This is a genomic window from Spongiibacter nanhainus, from assembly GCF_016132545.1.
In the GTDB taxonomy this organism is placed as follows: domain Bacteria; phylum Pseudomonadota; class Gammaproteobacteria; order Pseudomonadales; family Spongiibacteraceae; genus Spongiibacter; species Spongiibacter nanhainus.
The window spans coordinates 3,696,323-3,716,798 of sequence record NZ_CP066167.1 but is presented as its reverse complement, the minus strand read 5'-3'; the positions used below and the strand labels follow the sequence as shown (position 1 = coordinate 3,716,798).

At 57.4% G+C, this 20,476-nt stretch carries 19 protein-coding genes; 12 read left to right on the top strand and 7 right to left on the bottom strand.

The features are described 5' to 3' along the window. Positions 1 to 104 precede the first annotated feature (104 nt). The 3 genes from I6N98_RS16865 to I6N98_RS16855 form a co-directional block, all read right to left on the bottom strand. On the bottom strand, positions 105 to 1,589 hold the full coding sequence (locus I6N98_RS16865; protein WP_198569488.1) for a DUF3336 domain-containing protein: 1,485 nt from the start codon (positions 1,587 to 1,589) through the stop codon (positions 105 to 107). A gap of 118 nt (positions 1,590 to 1,707) precedes the next feature. Further along, positions 1,708 to 4,014 carry an ATP-dependent DNA helicase gene (locus tag I6N98_RS16860; protein ID WP_232787387.1) on the bottom strand — a complete coding sequence of 769 codons (2,307 nt, stop codon included), beginning with the start codon at positions 4,012 to 4,014 and terminating at the stop codon, positions 1,708 to 1,710. Then, complete coding sequence (locus tag I6N98_RS16855) at positions 4,011 to 5,735, bottom strand: VRR-NUC domain-containing protein (protein WP_198569487.1); 1,725 nt, start codon at positions 5,733 to 5,735, stop codon at positions 4,011 to 4,013. The genes I6N98_RS16860 and I6N98_RS16855 overlap by 4 nt, the downstream gene beginning before the upstream one ends. Before the next feature lie 165 nt (positions 5,736 to 5,900). Here I6N98_RS16855 and I6N98_RS16850 point away from each other — a divergent pair, with 165 nt between their 5' ends. Then, positions 5,901 to 6,353 carry a thioesterase family protein gene (locus I6N98_RS16850; protein WP_198569486.1) on the top strand — a complete coding sequence of 151 codons (453 nt, stop codon included), beginning with the start codon at positions 5,901 to 5,903 and terminating at the stop codon, positions 6,351 to 6,353. Positions 6,354 to 6,369: 16 nt separating this feature from the next. Here I6N98_RS16850 and I6N98_RS16845 read toward each other — a convergent pair whose 3' ends face one another. The 3 genes from I6N98_RS16845 to I6N98_RS16835 form a co-directional block, all read right to left on the bottom strand. Further along, positions 6,370 to 6,993, bottom strand: a complete 624-nt coding sequence (locus tag I6N98_RS16845; RefSeq protein ID WP_198569485.1) for a glutathione S-transferase family protein — start codon at positions 6,991 to 6,993, stop codon at positions 6,370 to 6,372. Positions 6,994 to 7,116: 123 nt separating this feature from the next. Then, a complete protein-coding gene (gene arfB / locus I6N98_RS16840) occupies positions 7,117 to 7,530 on the bottom strand; it encodes an alternative ribosome rescue aminoacyl-tRNA hydrolase ArfB (protein WP_198569484.1) in 414 nt (137 codons plus the stop codon). A gap of 14 nt (positions 7,531 to 7,544) precedes the next feature. Further along, positions 7,545 to 8,495, bottom strand: coding sequence for a glutathione S-transferase family protein (locus I6N98_RS16835; protein WP_198569483.1), 951 nt, complete (start codon positions 8,493 to 8,495; stop codon positions 7,545 to 7,547). A gap of 378 nt (positions 8,496 to 8,873) precedes the next feature. Here I6N98_RS16835 and I6N98_RS16830 point away from each other — a divergent pair, with 378 nt between their 5' ends. From I6N98_RS16830 to I6N98_RS16780, 11 genes are all read left to right on the top strand, one after another. Beyond that, positions 8,874 to 10,457, top strand: a complete 1,584-nt coding sequence (locus tag I6N98_RS16830) for a fatty acyl-CoA reductase (RefSeq protein WP_198569482.1) — start codon at positions 8,874 to 8,876, stop codon at positions 10,455 to 10,457. Positions 10,458 to 10,787: 330 nt separating this feature from the next. Continuing rightward, positions 10,788 to 11,258: a Na+/H+ antiporter subunit E gene (locus I6N98_RS16825; RefSeq protein ID WP_198569481.1), complete on the top strand. Its 471-nt coding sequence runs from the start codon at positions 10,788 to 10,790 to the stop codon at positions 11,256 to 11,258. A gap of 7 nt (positions 11,259 to 11,265) precedes the next feature. Further along, positions 11,266 to 11,544, top strand: a complete 279-nt coding sequence (locus tag I6N98_RS16820; protein WP_198569480.1) for an MrpF/PhaF family protein — start codon at positions 11,266 to 11,268, stop codon at positions 11,542 to 11,544. After that, positions 11,541 to 11,885: a monovalent cation/H(+) antiporter subunit G gene (mnhG, locus tag I6N98_RS16815; RefSeq protein WP_198569479.1), complete on the top strand. Its 345-nt coding sequence runs from the start codon at positions 11,541 to 11,543 to the stop codon at positions 11,883 to 11,885. The genes I6N98_RS16820 and mnhG overlap by 4 nt, the downstream gene beginning before the upstream one ends. Before the next feature lie 3 nt (positions 11,886 to 11,888). Further along, entirely contained in the window at positions 11,889 to 12,878 is a 990-nt protein-coding gene (locus I6N98_RS16810; protein WP_198571694.1) for a Na(+)/H(+) antiporter subunit B, read from the top strand. Continuing rightward, complete coding sequence (locus I6N98_RS16805) at positions 12,875 to 13,246, top strand: cation:proton antiporter subunit C (protein WP_198569478.1); 372 nt, start codon at positions 12,875 to 12,877, stop codon at positions 13,244 to 13,246. Before I6N98_RS16810 ends, I6N98_RS16805 begins: the two co-directional genes overlap by 4 nt. Beyond that, positions 13,240 to 14,715: a monovalent cation/H+ antiporter subunit D family protein gene (locus I6N98_RS16800; protein ID WP_198569477.1), complete on the top strand. Its 1,476-nt coding sequence runs from the start codon at positions 13,240 to 13,242 to the stop codon at positions 14,713 to 14,715. Before I6N98_RS16805 ends, I6N98_RS16800 begins: the two co-directional genes overlap by 7 nt. Then, positions 14,712 to 16,166 carry a proton-conducting transporter transmembrane domain-containing protein gene (locus I6N98_RS16795; protein WP_198569476.1) on the top strand — a complete coding sequence of 485 codons (1,455 nt, stop codon included), beginning with the start codon at positions 14,712 to 14,714 and terminating at the stop codon, positions 16,164 to 16,166. Before I6N98_RS16800 ends, I6N98_RS16795 begins: the two co-directional genes overlap by 4 nt. Further along, entirely contained in the window at positions 16,166 to 16,426 is a 261-nt protein-coding gene (locus I6N98_RS16790; RefSeq protein ID WP_198569475.1) for a hypothetical protein, read from the top strand. Before I6N98_RS16795 ends, I6N98_RS16790 begins: the two co-directional genes overlap by 1 nt. Then, entirely contained in the window at positions 16,419 to 18,122 is a 1,704-nt protein-coding gene (locus I6N98_RS16785; RefSeq protein ID WP_198569474.1) for a Na(+)/H(+) antiporter subunit D, read from the top strand. The genes I6N98_RS16790 and I6N98_RS16785 overlap by 8 nt, the downstream gene beginning before the upstream one ends. Positions 18,123 to 18,773: 651 nt before the next feature. Further along, a complete protein-coding gene (locus I6N98_RS16780) occupies positions 18,774 to 19,232 on the top strand; it encodes a hypothetical protein (RefSeq protein WP_198569473.1) in 459 nt (152 codons plus the stop codon). Between the two features lie 127 nt (positions 19,233 to 19,359). On the opposite strand, the gene I6N98_RS16775 is transcribed toward I6N98_RS16780, so the two are convergent. After that, the gene (locus tag I6N98_RS16775; protein ID WP_198569472.1) at positions 19,360 to 20,289 is read right to left on the bottom strand and encodes an alpha/beta hydrolase; all 930 of its coding nucleotides are present in this window, start codon (positions 20,287 to 20,289) and stop codon (positions 19,360 to 19,362) included. Between the last annotated feature and the right edge of the window lie 187 nt (positions 20,290 to 20,476).

Here is a 20,476-nt window from a genome sequence, read left to right as displayed (position 1 = left end):
TTTGGTGGTTTATTCAAGCGATGGGGACTTGCCGCCGGCCAATCAGTGTTGGCCAGCCCTTATTAGTGAGGAGAGAGGGTAGGTTGAGGGGGGCGGTGCAGGTCTTAGCCTGCACCCAAGTGGCTGCGGGGCATTTCGGCGCCCAGGTGATGGCTCTTGCCCAGCCGCGCCTGTTCCTCGTCTTCGTAGACTTCCAAAATATCCCGCAGTTTGCGGCTGATTTTGGTGGTGGTGCGGATCATCTCGATCTTGGGCCAAGTGGCGCGCTCGCCATCCAACACAAACTGCAGCAGTTCTTTTTCAGTAATCTCGGTCAACAGGCGACGGGGATCATAGAACCGGCTGCGGGGGATAATGTTGATATCGCCGGTGTACTCCTGGTTGGTCACTGAGTACACCAGATTGGCGAAACGCTGGAAGCGCGGCGCGTTTTTAAAGTAGCGCCGGGCCAGATTGCTACCCACCCGGGACCATTCCTTCACCATCCGCGCGCCCAGTTGGCGGGCGGCATCGGGCACCGAGTGCTGATTGGCTTTGGGGTCGTGCAGGGCCCACAACACCAGCGGGTTGGTCTGGCTGACAATAAAGTGGTTAACGCCATACAGGCGCGCCAGCCGCTTGGAGGGCAGGTCGTCGCTCAGTGAGCCGTCAATCCAGCGCCGGGTAGGCAAGTAGGGCTGGGGATAGCCGTGGACGTTCTTGGCTTCCAGCATTACTGAGGGATAGGCACCGGGGACCGCGCAAGAAGCTAATACTGCCTTGCGGATGTAAACATTGGGCGAGGCGATGGCATTGAGCAGCCGCGAGGTCTGGTGCACATCCGAGGGCGAAATGGAGATGTTGATGTGCCGGCCGGTCTTCTCAAAGGCCTCCTGAAAGGTCATGTCCGGCACCAGTTTGGCGATCTTGTCGGTCAGCGCCTGGTGGTTAATGCGCAGCGAGCTGCTGCGATTGCCCATCAATTCCGACTCCTGAACCAGCTCTTTGACCAGGGTGCGGGTATCCAGGAATTGGTGCAGTTCTTCGTCGGTGCGGGTACCCAGCACCGCGGCAATCAGCGAGCCGGCACTGGAGCCGGAAATCACGTCGGGCAGCAAATCTTGATCCAGCAGCGCTTTCACCACGCCGACGTGGAAATGGCCCAGCACGGCGCCGCCGCTAAGCATCAGCGCCGATTGGCCGTAGCACTTGCTGGCGCGACGGAAGAAGTCCAGGCGCTCCAAAAAGCTGGGGCTGTCGGCTTCGAGTTTGGACAAGTGGTCCAGAGCATCGTGAATCTCATCCACATACTCGCGGATCAGGTTTTTGGTGCCGAACTTGGCCCGGGTGTAGAGGATGGGCCGACCCATGCCGCCCATATTGCCGTGGATACCCTCGTTGAGGGTGAACAGCAGACCGTTATTGTCGTCATTGTTGCGGAAGTACCGCAGTCGCTCCAGCCGGGTGCGAATGGTGGCGTAGTCATACAGGCTGGTTCTGTCGACCTGCTTCCAGTGCTCCAGGCCGCTTTTGCGGTCGTGCTCCTGGGCCAGTTCCTTCCATTGCTGGTAACTGGTGGATTGCAGTAGTTGTTTTTTCAGCTTTTTCATTAACCAATAGGTACTTTTGTTTGCTTTGACTCCACTTTAAAACACTTACCACGGCCCTGGCTATATGGCATTTCACATATTCGGAAAACTGTTGAATTTTAGAAGTTAGTGCTCACTTCTAGTTTTGATCCCACCATTTGGGTAGTAAAGCGCGTATGGCCGGATTTTGATAGCGATTGTCGATTAATTCGATCAGACCCCGGTCTTGGGGAGTGCGAATCAGCCTGCCAGCGGCCTGGATCACCTTTCGCAGCCCCGGATAGAGATAGGTGTAGGCATAGCCGTCGCCGAAGCGCTGCTCCAGGCGCTGGCGGAGTACTTCGTTACTGTCGCTGTAAGGGGGCAAACCCAGGGTGGCGACAAATACCCCAATTAACTGCTCCCCGGGCAGGTCGATACCTTCGCCGAAGACCCCGCCCAGCACCGCAAAGCCCACACTGGGGCGGGGGCTGCGCAGGGCGTCGATAAAGTCGCTGCGCTGGCGGGGCGACATCGCCGGGTGCTGAAGAACCAGCTCGATATCCGGAAAACGCTCGGCAAAGCGGGCCGCCATATCCTGGAGGTAGCTAAAACTACTCACATAGACCAAGTAGTTGCCGGGGCGCTGCTGAAAACGCGAGCCGACCCGGTCGCAGATGGGTGTTAGCGAGGTACTGCGGTGCTCGTAACGGGTGCTGATCTGACTGACCAGATTGAGTTCGATCTGCTCGCGGTGAAAGGGGCTGTCGATGTCCTCGCAAGCGGTGTTGTGGGGCATGCCCAGCAGATCCCGATAGAAGTGGGGCGGTGTCAGCGTGGCGGAGAACAGCACCGGGTTGTGGGCGTCGACAAAGCGGTCCTGCAAATGATCGGCGGGAATCAGGTTGTCGATGCGGATGGCCGTAGAGCCGGTGATCAGTGTGGTATCCAGTGTCTGCCATTCGCAGTCCAGCACACACTGGGAGTGGTCGCCAAAGCGCTCCGCCAGGCGTAGAAAACCGCTGGCGGTAAACAGCAGCTGCTGAATCCGCGCGTCGCCGGGGTGGTCGCTGAGATAGTCGGTGATGGCGGCGATCAGGCTGTAGAGGGCGTCATTGAGTTGGTTAGGCACCTCGTCGAGATAAATGTAGCGGGGGTTGTCGCTGCGGATCAGTTCCCGGTAGGGGGCCAGCATGGTCTGCCAGGCCTCGGCCAATTTGCTCAGCGGGCGACGCAGGGTGGCCGGCGGTTTGCTCAGGCTGTGCAGCATCTCCGCCTCGCTGAGCACAATGCTGTACATGTCTCGGGCCCGGTCAATGAGGTTGTGGGCTTCGTCCACCACCGGCATTACCTGCCAGCCGTTTTGTTGGCTCAGGGCGTAGAGCAGGGCGTGTTGGTCGAAGTAGTGGTTAACGTCGCCTACCACCACGTCGCACCAGCGCGCCATTTCCAGAGCCAGAAAGTAGCGGCAGATCTGATGGTTTTTGGCGATACGCTGCAAGGCAGCCTGATCGAGAAACGCGGTTTTGGCGGCCTCTTCCCGGGCGGCGTCGAGGCGATCGAAGAAGCCCTCTGCCAGTGGGCAGGACTCGCCGTGGCAGGCGGCGTTGGGGTGGTCGCAGCTCTGCTCCCGGGCGGTCAGCTCCAGCACCCGAAGTTCAGGCTGTGGGGAAAGCAGCTGCCGCAGCCCGTCCAGGGCCAGTTCCCGCCCGGTATTGCGGCAGGTGAGAAAGAACACCCTGTCGATCTCTCGCCGGGGCATGGCGCTCAGCGCCGGAAACAGCACCCCCAGGGTTTTGCCGATGCCGGTGGGAGCCTGTAATAGCAGAGCCTGACCCCGAGCGGCGGACTTGTATACCGCTTCGGAAAGGTCGCGCTGACCGTGGCGAAACTCGGCAAAGGGGAATTGCAAATCCATTAAGACCCGATCCCGACGCCGCCGGTGGTTGGCCTCTTTCTCGGCCCAGCGGCGGTAGCGCCGGCACACCGATTGTAGAAATTGCTGTAACTCCTCGGCGCTGTAGTCGATGTCCTCCCGGGTTTCCTCCTCGCTGCGCACTTCAAAATATGTCAGCCGCAGGGTAATGCTGTCGCGGCCGTCGCGCTGACACAGCAGCGCCCCGTAAACCTTGAGCTGGGCCCAGTGCAGGGCGCGCTTGCCGGGGCCGATGCGGCTGACCTTGCCGCGGTGAGTTTTGATTTCCTCCAGAAAGGGCTGTTGCTGATGGGCGTAGTAACCGTCCACCCGGCCGCTCAATAACAGCCCCTCGCATTCCCCGGTCAACAGGTACTCCGACACATAGGGGTCGGGGCGGCGGCCCTGAACCGTTTGGTGGCCGATAATGCCCTGGATGGGAGTGGGCGCCGGGGTGTAGCGAAACTCCAAACTGCCGCTGCGGGCAGCGAACTCACACAGCGAGCGCACTGCGACCGGTATCAAACTGCTGGTGGCGATAAGCTCAGTCACGGGGTGGCCAGCCTGTCGACATTGGCAAGCTGCACGGGAATGCCCGCCTCAAGCAGGGTTTCAATGGTAAGCCGTTGGTTGTCCTGCAGGCGGTCGCCGGGCCCCTTCACCTCGATCAATCGGTAGTTGCCCGCCTGGGTATCAAACAGGATCAGATCCGGCATACCGCTGCGGTGTTGGCGGAGGTCGTTCAGCAGGTGGCGAAAAATAGCGCCCAGGTGCTGGCTGGGTATTAACGCCAGCGCCAAATCCAATAGTTCTTCTGGCAATGCCGGCCAAAATACCAGCGGACAACTAAGGCCAAATTTTTGCTGCCAGCAGCGGCGAATACGATCGCGGTATTCGCCGCTCTCCAATGTCCCCAGCAGTTCATCAATCATCGACTGGCGTCGTTCGACAAAGTCAGGGCGAAACAAATCTGCCGGCCCGGCCTGAAAAGGATGAAAGAAGGCGCCGGGCAGGGGCGCGTAGAGGGCGGGCCAGATCAGCAGGGCCAGCAAACCGGTAAACAGGGTGTTTTCAGAGTAAAAGCCGCACAGGTGCTCTTCATTGCTTAAATGACGAAGTGTCGCCAGCTCGACCCTCTCGTCGTCACGGTAAGGAATGCTCAGCAATAACTGAGGCACCTCCGTTTTGCTTTGCGGTTCAATATCGAGTTTTAGCTTGCGGGCAAGACGACATCGTACGCGACCCAAATGTAATTGTGGTAGCGCTTGGTGTATGTGGCTCAGCGTACTATTGATGTGGTTAATTAATGCGGCTGAGTCCAGATGTTTTTCCGCCAGCCGGCAGTAGCGTACCTGGGCGTCGGGCAGCGGGTTTTCTCGATAGCGCGTTATGGCAAAGGGGATGTCGCCCTGCCGCTCGGCAGAGTGGGCCAGGTTAAACAGCAAACGCTGGCGGCGTTGCTCCAGCCAGGGGTTATCGTCGGCTTGGGGTACGAAGTCATAAACCACGGAGGGCGCATCGCCTTCGTCCAGGCGCTGACGACAGCGGTGGATGGCGAGGTAGGTGTCGATATCGCGCCGATGATCAAAGGCTCTGGACTCCGGGGTGAAGGGCACTGACTCATAGTGCTGGTGGCCCAGCTCGGTCAGCACAAACTCCGACCACTGCTGGCTCAGGTTGCCAAAAAACATCAGCTGCACCCGTTCAATCAGCTCACTGTGTTGCAGACGAATGGCACGGAAGGGCGCCTTAGGCCACCATGCTTGCAGTGGACCTTCTCCCTGTCGTGGTGCGCAGCCTTCCAGTTGTGCCGCCAATTGGTCTTTGCGCTGGCTGGGGCTGGTCGATCGCCCCTGTTGTTGTAGCAGTGCCACCAATTCCTGGCGGCGGCACAGTGAGGCCACTTGATTGAGGCCCAGGGCGGGCTCGGTGTCCACCCAGTCAATGCCTTGTAGGTCGGCCAGTGCGCTGTCCAATTCGGGGACTTCGACGTAGATCAGCTTGTCACTGCGAAACAGTTCGCCCTTGCGCATAATCATCCGTGCCAACAGTGCTTGTGCCGGTGCGGGTGGGGTCATTGCGGCGGCCAAGAGGCGCTGCTCCGCTTTAGTGAGCAAGTCAGTGTGGTGCTCGAGCACCCAATTGAATACCGCGTGCAGATTGCGCAGATAGTAGAGTGGGTCAGACAGCGGCGCGGCGCTGATGCGGTCGGAGATAGACTCGTCGGGGTTCAGCTCTTGTGGCGTCTGGGCTGTCAGTGATGCATGTTTCACGACTGGGGCGCGGGGTTGGTGATAGCTGTTGCAGTATGATGCTGGATATTTATCCAGTCAACTGGCTTGCTGCGTCATGATGGCCAGTTTTGGTAAACTGCGCGGTCCTATTTCGCCGCACCGCTGTATTACCCGGCGCTTTTTTAGCTATCCCGAGGATGTTTCATGGCCCGCGATATTTCCAGCCAGCGATTGGAGCTGGACAACTACCCTTTGCAAAAACTGATGGAAACGCGCTATAGCGATATGGACAGTTATGCGCACCTGAACAACGGCTCCATCGGTCGCTTGTACGAGAACTGCCGGGCCCTGATGCATATAGAGATTTACCAGAAGACAGATTTGTTTGTACCCAATGCCACGGAGCGCACTCTGCTGGTGGAGTGCCGCTTGCGCTATCTTCACGAAGGGCATTTTCCCGGTGCGGTGACGGTGGGGACCGGCATTGGTGGTATTGGCCGCAGCTCGTACCGCGTACACCAGGCGCTGTTCCAGGACGGTCGCTGTATCGGGTTGTGTGACGCAGTAATGGTGAGAGTGCTGGGCGACACGCCCTCTGCGATAGAGGGCGAGCTTCGCGATCGATTCAGTGCGCTGTTGGTAAAGGCCCCGGAATAGGGGTCTTTGACAGGGGTCAGGCTGGCGGTGTGGCAGCCGGCCCGGCGATAGCCATGGCTTTTTTGTAGGCGGGGCGCTGGGTCACCCGCTCCACATAGGCCTGGGTATTGGGCAGGTCGTCGATGCTGCGACCGCCTGCCAGCGGTAGCGTGGTGAGGTTAAACATCATCATAATGTCGGCGCAGGTGAGCTCGTCGCCTGCCAGGTAATCGACCTCTCCCAGGCGCTGTTCAATGTAGCTGTAGTAGGCGTGCTCCCGGCGCTCGATCAGGGTTTTCATCAAGTCAGGGGAGTCGTCGCTGAGGGTTTTCTTGCTGAAAAACAGCGCCATCAAGTTGCCGTTCATCTGCATCCAGTAAAGGTAGTCGGCGTAGTTGGCCTGATCGGGCCCCACAGTAAAGCGGCCCTGGCCGTGGCGTTGGCAGAGGTACTCGCAAATCGCGGCGGACTCCGCCAGCACGGTATCGCCGTCGCGAATCACCGGCGCGGTGGCCGTGGGGTGCAGGGCGAGATACTCGGGCGGTGCCAGGCCATCTTCGCCGCGGTTGTACCATTCCAGCTTGTAGGGCAGGCCCAGCTCTTCCAGCAGCCATACGATGCGGTCCGATTGGGACACGCCCAGGTGATAAAGGGTGATCATGATCCATTCCTTGTGTTTTTTTGTGGCGGCGATGTAGTGTGAGCTGCGGCACCCCTGGCGCCGCGTAGGTGCCGCGTAATTTTTCGCCAAACAGCCTTTACGTGGCCAATGGCCCGCTGGATCTTAAATGTCGACCTTGCCCCGCAGATTTTTGATTCTGCCGCGCTGGGTTTTCTTGTCCATGCGTTTGGCTCGGGCAGATTTGCTGGGTTTGGTGGCTTTGCGAGCTTTTTGCACCACGGTTGCCTTGCGGATCAGCGCTGCCAGCCGCTGGAGAGCGTCTTCGCGATTTTGCTCTTGAGTGCGAAATTGCTGGGCCTTAATCACCACCACGCCCTCTTTGCTGATGCGCTGATCCCGCAGCGCCATTAGCCGTTGTTTGTAAAACTCTGGGAGCGATGAGCGCGGTATATCAAAGCGCAGATGGATGGCGGAGGACACTTTGTTGACGTTCTGACCACCCGCGCCCTGGGCGCGAATGGCGGAGAGTTCTATCTCGTGTTCAGGGATGCTGACCCGTTGGGAAATGACCAGCATGGGTGAGTGCGCTCCTATAGCCTGTGGCGATCGTGGCGGGCGCTAAAGTCCTGTTGGGGACCGGCCGGCACGATCTGCGTGGGATTGATCATGGGGTGACTAATGTAATAGTGACGCTTGATGTGATCAAAATCCACTGTGTCTGCGACACCGGTCTGCTGATAGAGCTCTCGCAGGTAATTGGACAGGTTGGGGAATTCCGCCAGGCGCTGGCGGTTACATTTAAAGTGGCCGTGGTAAACCGCGTCAAAGCGGATTAACGTGGTGAACAGTCGCCAGTCGGCTTCGGTCAATTGAGCCCCGGCGAGGTAGCGTTGCTGGGCCAGCCTCTGTTCGAGAAAATCCAGGGTGTCGAACAGTTCCCCGTAGGCCTTTTCGTAGGCGTCCTGGGCGGTAGCAAAGCCCGCTCGGTACACGCCGTTGTTCACGGTGTGGTAGACCCGCTCGTTGACTGCGTCGATCTCCTCCCGCAGTGCGACGGGGTAGTAGTCCTCGCGGTTGCCGGTGATGTCGTCAAAGGCGCTGTTGAACATGCGGATGATGTCGGCAGACTCGTTGCTGACGATCTCCTCACGCTGCTTGTCCCACAGTACCGGGACGGTGACCCGACCGGTGTAATCGCTCTGGTGGCGGGTATAGATTTGGTGCATGTGCTGGCTGTTGTAGAGCGCGTCGCCGCTGCTGCCCTGCTCGGTATCAAAACTCCAACCCTGCTCCAGCATCAGCGGGCTGACCACTGACACGGAGATATGGTCTTGCAGCTGTTTCAGTTCCCGGAAGATCAGTGTGCGGTGGGCCCAGGGGCAGGCCAGCGACACGTAGAGGTGGTATCTCCCTGATTCTGCCGGGTAGCGATCGTCGCCGATCCAGCCACGACATTGGGCGGATTCGCGCTTAAACTCACCGCCGTTGTCTTCGGTGTTATACCACTTGTCCCGCCACTCACCATTAACCAGTAAACCCATAATGTTGCCTCCTTAAACGTGCCACCAGTCTAGCCAGTGGGCTCGGCGATGAATAACGGCAATTTCGGGTCGAAATCATCGATTTCTTTGATCCATGACATACGGCGGTGCGTTAATTGGCGATTAAATATAGATTGCACACATTTGGTGCTCTGGCTGTCGTTCAGGGTAGAAAAGCCCCGTGTCACGGGCCTTCAGAGTGGCCCCGATTATGCAATGGCTCTCTCCAGGAGCTGTTTAGGAACCCTCGCAGTCGCGGTGTTGTCACTTGGGCGTCAAGCCCCGCCGGTAACCTGGATGCCGCGACCGGGCGTTATCAATGTATTTCACTTTTTTATTTCACTTTGCGTTTAATTTTTACAGAGAGGTTGGCCAACCATGAGGGATATCAATCGCGAGTCGTCGCCGACGCTGCGGGCACTCAAAGGAAAGAACATTTTGATCACCGGTACCACCGGCTTCCTCGGCAAGGTGGTGCTGGAAAAGCTGATTCGCACCGTGCCGGACCTCGGTGACATTTACCTGCTGATGCGTGGCAATCGTCGCAACCCCGATGCCCGCAGCCGCTTTTTAAATGAAATCGCCAGCTCGTCTATTTTTGACACCCTGCGGGAAACCCGGGGCGAATGGTTTGAGTCGGTGTGCGAGCACCGTATTCACTGCGTTACGGGTGAAGTGACCCAGCCCCAATTTGGCTTGAGCCGCAGTGCATTTATGGCCCTGGCGTCGGATGTGGACGCCATTGTGAACTCTGCGGCCAGCGTTAACTTCCGGGAGGAGCTGGACCGGGCGCTGGAGATCAATACCTATTCGCTCAATAACATTATTGAGCTGGCAGAAGCCGCCGGCAATGTGCCGGTGATTCAGGTGTCCACCTGCTACGTTAACGGCTTTAACCAGGGCGCCATGCGGGAGGAAAACGTCACCCCTGCGCGGCTCAATCTGCCTGAGCATCAACAGGGCTACTTCGAGATTTACTCCACCCTGGCTGACCTGGAAGAGAAGGTCGAGCAGTGCAAGGGCAAATACGAAGGCCGGGAGCTTAAGAAGCACATGGTGGACCTGGGTATCCGCGAGGCCCACGCCGCCGGTTGGAACGATACCTATACCTTTACCAAGTGGTTGGGTGAGCAGCTCTTGCTTAAGCGCCTGCGGGACTATCCGCTGACTATCCTGCGGCCCTCCATTATCGAGAGTACATTGCGGGAGCCCACACCCGGCTGGATCGAGGGCGTCAAAGTGGCCGATGCGGTATTGATGGCCTATGCCCGGGGTAAAGTCTCGTTTTTCCCCGGCAAGCGCAATGCGGTCATTGATGTAATCCCCGCCGATTTGGTGGCCAACGGCATTATTCTGTCGCTGGCAGAGCAGTTTGCAGACCCCGATAGCGGCCGCATTTACCAGTGCTGTAGCGGTGCCAGAAACCCGCTGACCATGGGTAAATTTATCGACTTGCTGATGACCGAGGCCAAAGAAAACCACCAGACCTACCACAAGCTGTTTACCCAGCCGCCGCGGCGCAATTTTGTGGCGGTGGATAAACGCCTGTTTACTCTGGTGGCAGCCTGCGCCCGCTTTGGCGTGATTGCCTTTAATCAGCTGTTGGGCCGCCTGGGCCTGAAGCGCAAGGTGCGCGCCCGTCGCAACCTGGATACCGCCATTGAGCTGTCGACGCTGTTTTCCTTTTACGCCCAGCCTAAATTTGTCTTCCACAACGACAAGCTGTTGTCTCTTTCCAAGTCCATGGGCGCGGTGGACCAGGAGCTGTTCCCCGTCGATCCGGCGGCCATCGATTGGTCGAACTATATCTGCAAGGTCCACATGGCTGGACTCAACAGCTACGCCTTGAGCGACAAAGCCCGGCCCCGGACGGAAAAGGCCGTGGATGCAGCGACGGAGATGGTGAATCAGTCCCGCCAGGCCGATGGCGCGGCGCAAAAAGAGGCCGTCGTCGAATCCTGAGCGCCCTTCTTATTTAAGAGAGAAGATTTTGATTGCGGGCCGCGAAGCCACGGATGGCGGGGATTCGCGGCCCATCCCCCCAAGTCCAAATTCGCTGGACTCTGGCTCCTAACCTTCATTACAATCCATGAACATTGCAGCGCCGGCGGCGCAGTTTGATTGTCATCACAACGTCAACATGGTGGTCAAAACTGCATAACAATACGGCGCATTCAGATTCTTATCGTGACCATGTCTACCCCGCGCCGCCCAAGTTTGGGCCGGGATCGGTTACGACTTACTTACCCCATTTGGGGCCGCTGGGGTCAACCCGGCGTAGCAGGGAGTGTTATGCGACATACCGTCAGCGTATTGCTGGTGTTGAGCGTTATCTGGCTGGCAAATTCCGGCCACTACGGGCCGTTGCTGATCAGCTTTGGTGTCGTATCGGTGTTGCTGTCGGCGTGGATCACCCACCGAATGGATGTGGTCGACCACGAATCCCTGCCTTTCCATCTGTCGCGCAAGTTGCCGGCTTACTACCTGTGGCTGGCCAAAAACATCTTTACCAGCAACCTCGATGTGGTGCGCCGGGCCTGGATCGGGCCCTCTGCCATCAGCCCTCAGCTGGAGCGGGTGCCTGCCGATCAGCGCAGTGACCTGGGCCGGGTTATTTACGCCAACTCCATAAACCTCACTCCCGGCACCTTGTCGGTTCAGGTTGATGACGATGCCATTTTGGTCCACGCCCTAAGCAAAGACGGCATGGACTCACTCAAGGGCGGCGAAATGGGGCGCAGAGTCTGCGCGCTGGAGGATTGACCCGCTCATGCTAACGGTAACCACAATTACCCTTCTGGTGGTGATGGCGCTGGCACTGTCCCGGGCCTTTGCCGGCCCCACGGTGTTTGACCGCATTCTCGCCGCCAATATGTTTGGCACCAAGACCGTGCTGCTGATTGCCGTTGTCGGTTTTCTGTTTGGGCGCCCCGAGTTTCTGGATATCGCTATTGTCTACGCTTTGATCAACTTTATCGGCGTGGTGGGCATGCTGCGGCTGATCGAATACCTGGAAGAGGATAAGCAGCCCCGGGAGGACGGCCAATGAGCGTGGCGGACATCCTCAGCGGCATTCTGTTGGCCTTTGGCGCCTTTTTGGTCTTGTCCGGCGGCATTGGCGTGCTGCGTTTTCCCGATGTTTACAGCCGCATGCACGCGGCGGGCATCACCGACACGCTGGGTGCGGTGTCGATTTTGTTGGGGCTGATGATTCTGGCGGGCTGGAGCCTGGTGTTGGCTAAACTGGTGATGATTATGCTGTTTTTGCTGATCACCGGGCCCACATCCAGCCATGCCCTGGGCAAAGCGGCGTGGAAGTCTGGCCTGCAGCCCCTGACTGGCGCTCCCTCTGAGCGCAAACCGGCCAACGATCCGGCAGAGGAGGGCTAAGCCATCGAACTGCTACTCGACATCAGTTTACTGAGCATGTTGGTGGCCACCGCCGTCGGCATCGCCCTGAGCCGCGATTTATTGGCAGCGGTGATGCTGTCTTCTATCTACGGTTTATTGTCCGCCAACTTCTTCGTCAATATGGACGCGGTGGATGTGGCCTTTACCGAGGCCTCGGTGGGCGCCGGTATCTCGCCGCTGTTGATGTTTGCCACTCTGGCCATTGTCGGGCGCCACGAACGCTATCCTCACCAGCGGGCGCTGGCGGCTTTGCTGCTGGTGGCGCTAACCGGTGCGCTGTTGATTCTGGCCACCTTTGATATGCCGGCCTTTGGCGCGGTGGATGCGCCGGCTCAGACCCACGTGGCGCCGCGCTATATCAACGATTCCTATTCGGAGATCGGTATTCCCAATATCGTCACTTCGGTGCTGGCCAGCTATCGGGGCTTTGATACCTTTGGCGAGGTGGTGGTGGTGTTCGCGGCGGCGGTGGGGGTGCTGTCCCTGCTGACGGTGAGCCAATCTGCCAGCAGCCGGGTTCCCGAGCATTTGCTTAAGGCCAGCCATCATAAGATTTTGCGGGTGGTGAGCAAGGTGCTGATCGCGCCGATCCTGCTGTTTGCCCTGTATGTGCAGTTCCACGGCGACTACGGTCCAGGGGGCGGCTTTCAGGCCGGGGTGATTTTTGCTGCGGCGATTATTGTCTACACCATGTTGTTTGGTCTGGAAGCGGCCCGGCAGGTGATCAATGTGACCGTGGTGCGTATTCTGGCGGCGGTGGGCGTATTGCTCTATGGCTCGGTGGGCGTGGTGGCCATGCTCAATGGTAAAAACTTCCTGGATTACGACGCCCTGGCCCACGACCCGCTGCACGGCCAGCACTACGGCATAATCGTGATCGAGCTGGGTGTGGGTATTACCGTTGCTGCGGTGATGATCTTGATCTACTTCTCCTTTGCCGGCCGCTTGATCGATCGGAGTCCTGACGCGTGAGTTTGCTGCTGTCACACTACAATTACTGGGTCGTCATCGTATTGATGATGATTGGTTTTTACATCGTGATTGCCCAAGGCAATCTGGTGAAGAAAATCATCGGCCTCAATATTTTCCAAACCTCGGTATTTATCCTTTATATCAGCGCCGGCAAAGTGGCCGGCGGCAGTGCGCCAATACTGGCCGAGGGCATCGACCTCTACTCCAATCCGCTGCCCCACGTGCTGATACTGACCGCCATTGTGGTGGGCATTGCCACCACGGCCCTAGGCCTGGCGATGGTGATCCGCATCCGCGATGCCTACGGCACGGTGGAAGAAAAGGATATCCAGTACATCGAGAGCCGTGGGGAATCTGATCCGTGCTGAGTCATTTACCCATCCTGCAGGTTATTCTGCCGCTGCTGGGGGCACCCGCGTGTTTGATTCTGGCGCGGCCCTATCTGGCCTGGGTATTTACCCTCTTGGTCAGTGCCCTGGCCTTTGTGGTCAGCGGTCTGTTGCTGAGTCAGGTGTGGCAGGGCGGTGAGATTGTTTATGCCCTGGGTGGCTGGGACGCACCCTGGGGGATTGAATACCGCATTGATCTGCTTAACGCCTTTTTATTGCTGATCGTTTCTGGCCTCAGCACCGTGGTGCTGGCCGGCGCCCGCTTGAGTGTGGTCAGCGAAGTTCCGGTAGAAAAACAGACTCTGTTCTTTGTTGCCTGGTTACTGTGCCTGGCGGGACTGCTGGGTATTCTTGCTACCGGCGATGCCTTTAATGTTTTTGTCTTCCTGGAAATTTCCTCGCTGTCTACCTACACGCTGATATCGCTGTCCCGCCAGCGCCAAGCCTTGTGGGCCGCGTATCAATATCTGATTGTGGGCACCATCGGCGCCACCTTTGTGCTGATCGGTATCGGCCTGATGTATGTGATGACCGGCACCCTCAATATGGCGGATCTGGCTCAGCGCCTGCCAGAGGTGGCGGATACCCGCACCGTGTTTGCCGCCTATGCCTTTGTGATCGTCGGGGTGTGCTTGAAGCTGGCTCTGTTCCCATTGCACCTGTGGTTACCTAACGCCTACACCTATGCGCCATCGGCAGTGACCGCCTTTTTGGCGGCAACGGCCACCAAGGTCGCGGTCTACCTGCTGATCCGCTTTAGCTTTACGGTGTTTGGCGTCGACTTTGCCGCCTTTGATATTCCGCTGCACACCATCTTTATTGTGTTGGGGCTGGTGGCGGTATTCAGTGCCTCCACCGTGGCCATTATGCAATGCAATGTGAAGCGGGCCATCGCCTATTCCAGTGTCGCTCAGATCGGTTACATGATTGTCGGTTTGGGCCTGGGCAGTGTGGTGGGCTTGCAGGCGACGCTGCTGCATCTGTTTAACCACGCGCTGATGAAAGGCGCGCTGTTTATGGCACTGGCCGCCATGGTGCTGCGGGTGGGTGGCAGCACCATCGACGATATCGCCGGTTTGGGCAAGCGCATGCCGCTGACCGCTTTGGCCTTCGTGGTGGGCGGGCTGAGCCTGATTGGCGTACCCCTTACGGTGGGCTTTGTCAGTAAATGGTATCTGGTGATTGCCGCCCTGGCCCAGGGAATGTGGCCGGTGGCCGCGCTGGTGGTGCTGGGCTCGCTGCTGGCAGTAATGTATATCTGGCGTGTGGTGGAGGTGATGTACTTCCGTGAGGCCCCTGCCGATGCTCCCCGTGGCGAGGCGCCACTGACCATGCTGATTCCGCTGGGGCTGTTGGTGTTGGCTAATCTGTATTTTGGTATCGACACCCGGCTGCCGGTATCGGTGACTGGTGAGGCGGCCTTTGTGCTGTTGGGAGGTGGCCAGTGAGCATCGACGCATTGCTGAGCTGGACTCTCTTTATCCCGCTGTTGGCGGTGGTGGGCATTGTCGTCTTTGGCCGCAACGAGAACCTGCGCGAGGCCTCGTCGCTGATTGCGGCGGCGGTACTGTTTGGCCTGGTTTATACCCTGTTTGGTCATTTCCAGGGCGGCGCAGAAATTGCCGTAAGCTGGATCGAGATTCTCCCCGGCCTGGATATCGCCTTTAAAGTAGAAACCACCGGCATGGTGTTCGCCCTGATCGCCAGCTCGCTGTGGTTTGTTACTGTGCTCTACGCCATTGGGTATATGCGTGGCCACAGCGAGCAGAACCAGACCCGCTTTTACGCCTGCTTTGCAGTGGCGATTAGTGCGGTGATGGGCATCGCCTTTGCCGAAAATCTCTTTACCCTGTTTGTCTTCTACGAGGTGCTGTCGCTGTGCACCTATCCGCTGGTGACCCACGCCGGCAACGACAAAGCCAAGCAGGGCGGTCGCATTTATCTGGGCATTTTGCTGGGCACCTCTATTGCGCTGTTTTTGCCGGCCATTATCGCCACCTGGATGCTGTCGGGCACACTGAGTTTTACCCCGGGCGGCGTTTTCGATAGCCCGGTATCGCCGACTATGTTATCGGTGCTGCTGGTACTGTTTGCCTTTGGTATCGGCAAGGCGGCGCTGATGCCCTTCCACCGCTGGTTGCCGGCGGCGATGGTGGCGCCCACGCCGGTATCCGCCCTGCTTCACGCCGTGGCGGTGGTCAAAGCCGGGGTGTTCTCGGTGGTCAAAGTGGTGGTGTTTATCTTTGGTATCGACACCGTGGCCGAACTGCCCATCACCCCCTTCCTGGTGTATCTGGCCGGCGCGTCGATTCTGCTGGCATCGCTGGTGGCCATGCGTCAGGACAACTTTAAATCCCGGCTGGCTTATTCCACCGTCTCCCAACTGGGCTATATCACCCTGGGGGCTTTCCTCGCTTCCCAGGCCGCTATTGCCGGCAGCGTGCTGCATATCACCATGCACGCCTTTGGCAAAATCACCTTGTTCTTCTGTGCCGGTGCGGTGTATGTGGCCCATCACAAGAGCCAGATCAGTGAGCTTGACGGTATGGGCCGGGTGATGCCGGTAACCTTTATCGCCTTTACCTTGGCGGCGTTATCCATTATTGGTCTGCCGCCCCTGGGTGGGGTGTGGAGTAAATGGTTCCTGATGCTGGGTGCGCTGGATAGCGGCTACTTAATTATGCTGGCGGTGCTGTCCATCAGTTCGCTGCTAAATATTGTTTACCTGCTGGAGATACCCGCCCGGGCCTTTTTGCGACCGGCCCCGGCCGGCGCCCAAGTGCAGGAGGCCCGCCGCAGTTCGGTGATTGCCATGGTGATCACCACGGTCATGTGTATAGCCCTGTTTGCCTACGGCGGTGATCTCTACGAATTTATTCGCTCAGCGAGGCTTGCCTAATGTCTTCCGAAAAGCGCGATGAGCCGCAACGCTGGTTGGACCGCCCCGAGACCGTGACCCTGATCGTGCGGGCTCTGTGGGTGGTCTGTGGTCTGTTGGTGCTGGCTGAATTCTTTTACCACAAGCACCCCTATTTTGAGTTCGACGGTCTGTTTGCCTTTTATGCGGTGTTTGGTTTTGCCGCTTACTGCACTATCGTTTTTTCTGCCAAGGGCCTGCGCAAGCTGATCAAGCGGGACGAGGACTACTACGATGAGTGAGCTGTTCCTCAACCCCGCGATTCTGATGATGGCCGCCGGCCTGGTGGCGCTGGTGCTGCCCAAGCGCGCCCTGGGTGTGTGGGCGGTGGCGGTACCGGTGGCGACATTGGGCTTGTTGATTAGCCTGCCGGAAGGTGAAGCTGGTCGCCTCAGCGTGTTTGGTATGGAGCTGGTCACCCGGCGTATCGATGGCCTCAGTTTTGTCTGGTCGGTGATCTTCCATATCGCGGCGATTCTGGCGGGGCTTTACGCCTGGCATGTGCAAGACCGGGTGCAGCAAGTGGCGGCACTGATCTACGCCGGGGCTGCCATCGGCGCGGTGCTGGCCGGTGATCTGCTAACCCTGTTCCTGTATTGGGAGCTGACTGCGCTGTCGTCGGTGCTGTTAATCTGGGCCTCCCGCAACGCCACTGCCACCAAGGTGGGCTTCCGTTATCTGATCATTCAGGTGATTTCCGGCTTGTTGTTAATGGCCGGCGCCCTGGTGATGTACCGGGAGCAGGGCAGCGTGGCCTTTGGCCATCTCGGCCTTAACGACCTGGCGGGCTGGCTGATCTTTGTTGCCTTTGGCATCAAGTGCGCGTTTCCCTTTTTGCATAATTGGCTGCAGGATGCCTACCCCCACGCCACGCCCACCGGCACGGTGGTGTTGTCGGCCTTTACCACTAAGCTGGCGGTGTACTCCCTGGCCCGTGGCTACGCCGGTGAGGATATCCTGATCACCATTGGCGCGATCATGACCGCCTTCCCCATCTTCTTCGCGGTAATCGAAAATGACCTGCGCCGGGTGCTGTCCTACAGCCTCAACAACCAGTTGGGCTTTATGGTGGTGGGCGTGGGTGTCGGTACCGAGCTGGCCATCAATGGCGCCGCGGCCCACGCCTTTGCCCACATCCTCTACAAAGCGCTGCTGTTTATGTCCATGGGTGCGGTGCTTTATCGGGTGGGCACGGTCAAGGCCAGCGAGTTGGGCGGCCTGTATAAATCCATGCCCATTACCACGGTGTTTTGTATTATCGGCGCCATGTCGATCTCGGCCTTCCCGCTGTTCTCCGGCTTTGTCACCAAATCCATGATCCTCTCCGCCGTCGGTTACGAGGGGCACTGGATCGTGTGGACAGTGCTGCTGTTCGCCTCCGCCGGGGTGTTGGATCACTCGGGCATCAAGGTGCCCTTCTTTACCTTCTTCTTCCACGATGCCGGCCATCGGGTTAAAGAAGCGCCCTGGAATATGTTGCTGGCCATGGGCATCACCGCCTTCCTGTGTATTGGCATTGGCGTCTACCCCGATCCGCTCTATGCCATTCTGCCCTTCCCGGTGGATTACCACTCCTACACCGCTGCCCATATCATCACCCAGTTACAGCTATTGATGTTTGCCGCATTGGCCTTTGCCGTGCTGATGCGCAAGGGTTGGTACCCCGAAGAGATCAAATCCACCAACCTGGATTTCGACTGGGTCTACCGCAAGCTCTTACCCAAGGCCACCGGCGGTTTGCTTAACGCCATGTGGACCGCTGATGCCGCGGTGCGCCGCGTTGCCCTACGCGGCTTGGATGGCCTGCTGGCCAGAGTGGGTGAAAGCCACGGCCCGGGCGGTGTGTTCTCCCGCAACCTGAGCACCGGCACCTTGGTGGCGTGGATATCGGTACTGCTTGCACTGTATTTGTTGCTGAGCTTCTTCTGGCCGGCGTAAGCCGGCCATTTATCTTTTCCGCTGTCTTAGTTCCCGTTCTCCAGAGTGCTTACATCTAGAAGAGTCAGCCGTGACGCTATATGTGTTTTCACTCCCTGCATCGGTAGGTATTTCGTCTCGCCACTGACTGTGGAATACTGAAACGCAATAAAGGCTCGGGATGGGCCCCACGGCTCAGCACCACACCACTTGAGCGAAAATCAGCATGGCATGGATGTCGGCGTCTCAAACACCTCTTCCTCACACGACCTCCCCGTGGCCGATTATCGTGAAAGGTTTACGGTTTTCTCGCCCCTCGTTTTGTTGCGTTAGTTTTTTGCTTTTTTATCAATATGTTGTGAGAGGAATGCGGCAATGGTGAGGAATTATCGTGAGTTCACGATAATAATTATTTCGAGGACGGAGTGCTCATTAACAGGCTGTTGGGTTTCTTATGCCACTATCAGATGATATGAAGTCCATAAAGCATGAGCGGTTAATAGATGCTATAGCAGTTAGATGGACCCATCTCGAAAATGCCGTTCAGCACATGTTCTGGGCTGTTGCGGGGCTGGATTCTAGAACTGGTCGGTGTATTACGCAGCACATGGCTTTCCGCTCGTTCCTCGCTCCAATTTGCCCGCTGCGCCGGGCGTCATGTAAAGGAATCACATGTTTAAAAAGTTTCTAAAAATAATAGGTTCATTTTTCTTAGTATTAATAGTGCTTTTTGTCTGTGTAGGAATATTTTTCGCTGTAAAGTCATCCAAATATACAGAGGTCGCACAGCCGTATTTAGAGAAGAATATGCCTGCCGTCGTAAGTTGGGATTTTGAACGTCTTAGACCGTTACTGACACCGGAATCTTTAAACGAATTTGAAACTGAGAGAGGCCAAAAAATATACAAACTGTTTTCAAAGCTAGGTGCTCTTAAATCATTTGAAGAGCCACAGTTTCTTGGTGCTAAAGCTGGGGTAACAATCTCAGAAGGGGCGTATGATATTGTCAATTTTTCAATGCTGGGCCATTTTGAGGCCGGAGATGCACTGTTCACAATTACTCTAGCAGAAGATGGTGATTCATATTTAATTCACCACATAAATATCAATTCCGATGCGTTCCTTGAGTAAGCTGCAACCAGGCGCTCAAATTCGTTCCGGCTACAAAAAAAAGCGTGGTCTCCAACGGACTTAGATCTGTACCACTTTAGTGGGCTGAATATTTTCAGACATTGAACTTTCCCCAAGCAGTAAACGCCTATCCCTCAAATATTCGTCGCAAAAACAAAATCCTCCTTTCCATAGCCTCCACCACAATCTTTGAGCTGGGAACAAAGGCATCAAAGCCATGAACAGTGCCTTGGATTTGGTTTAGTTCAACGCTAACTCCGGCTTTTTCCAACTCTTGGGCGTACTGCGCGCCCTCATCTCGCCATGGGTCGTACTGCTCGGTCTCTAGATAAGCGGGCGGTAGGCCTGTCTTATTGCCATGCATTGGGGAGGCGTACTCGGGTGGTGATGCAGGATCATACTGGCCCAAATAGTGGTGCCATAGCTCGGGCATCGAGAACTGCTTAAAGGGCGGCACGTTGGCGAAGGCGGTGCTTGAGTAGGTGGCGCAGCGGCAGTCGGTAATGGGGTAGACCAACAGCTGGCCGCATACGCTGATCTGTTGGCCATGGGCTTTCTGAACGACTGAGGCAGCGAGTGCACCGCCGGCACTGTCGCCGCCGATCGCGATACGGGACGTGTCGATACTCAGGGCGTTCGCATTATCCAAACTCCACAGTAGTGATTCATAACAGTCATTAAAGGGAGTGGGAAAGCGATAGCGGGGTGCCAGCCGGTAGTCGACAAACAACACGTTGCAACCAGCGCCGCGTGCATAGTGGACGGCATTCTCGATATGCTGGGGCACGTGCTTCACCATAAATCCGCTGCCATGAAAATAAATCAGCAGGGGTGCGGGCTTGGTCGAGTTCTCTGGGGAGATCAGCCAGGCGGGGTAGTGCTTGCCGTCGCTGCCGGTAAGCTGATGTTTGGTGGTGATGCGGCGATGACTAAACCACTTGGGTATAGACGCAGCTTGTAAACCGGCGTTCATTGCCGCCAGTAGGCAGGGGTGTGTGATGGACTTCATCGCCGGCATATTGGCAAAGTCAGGGTGGATGTTGATAGTCTCGGTCATCGAGGGAGCTCGGGTGGCGTGTGTGGCAGTTGCCTTACTCTACGTCAGTCTTAAATCGAATTACATCCTGGCGGAGTTTGCAGCGAGAACAGCTCAAACTCTTGCCTGCCTATTCTCGCAAGCCTAGTAACGGTTATTTACACCGCATCCAAGCAATGTTGTCATCCTGACTCTGGTCCATCAAAAT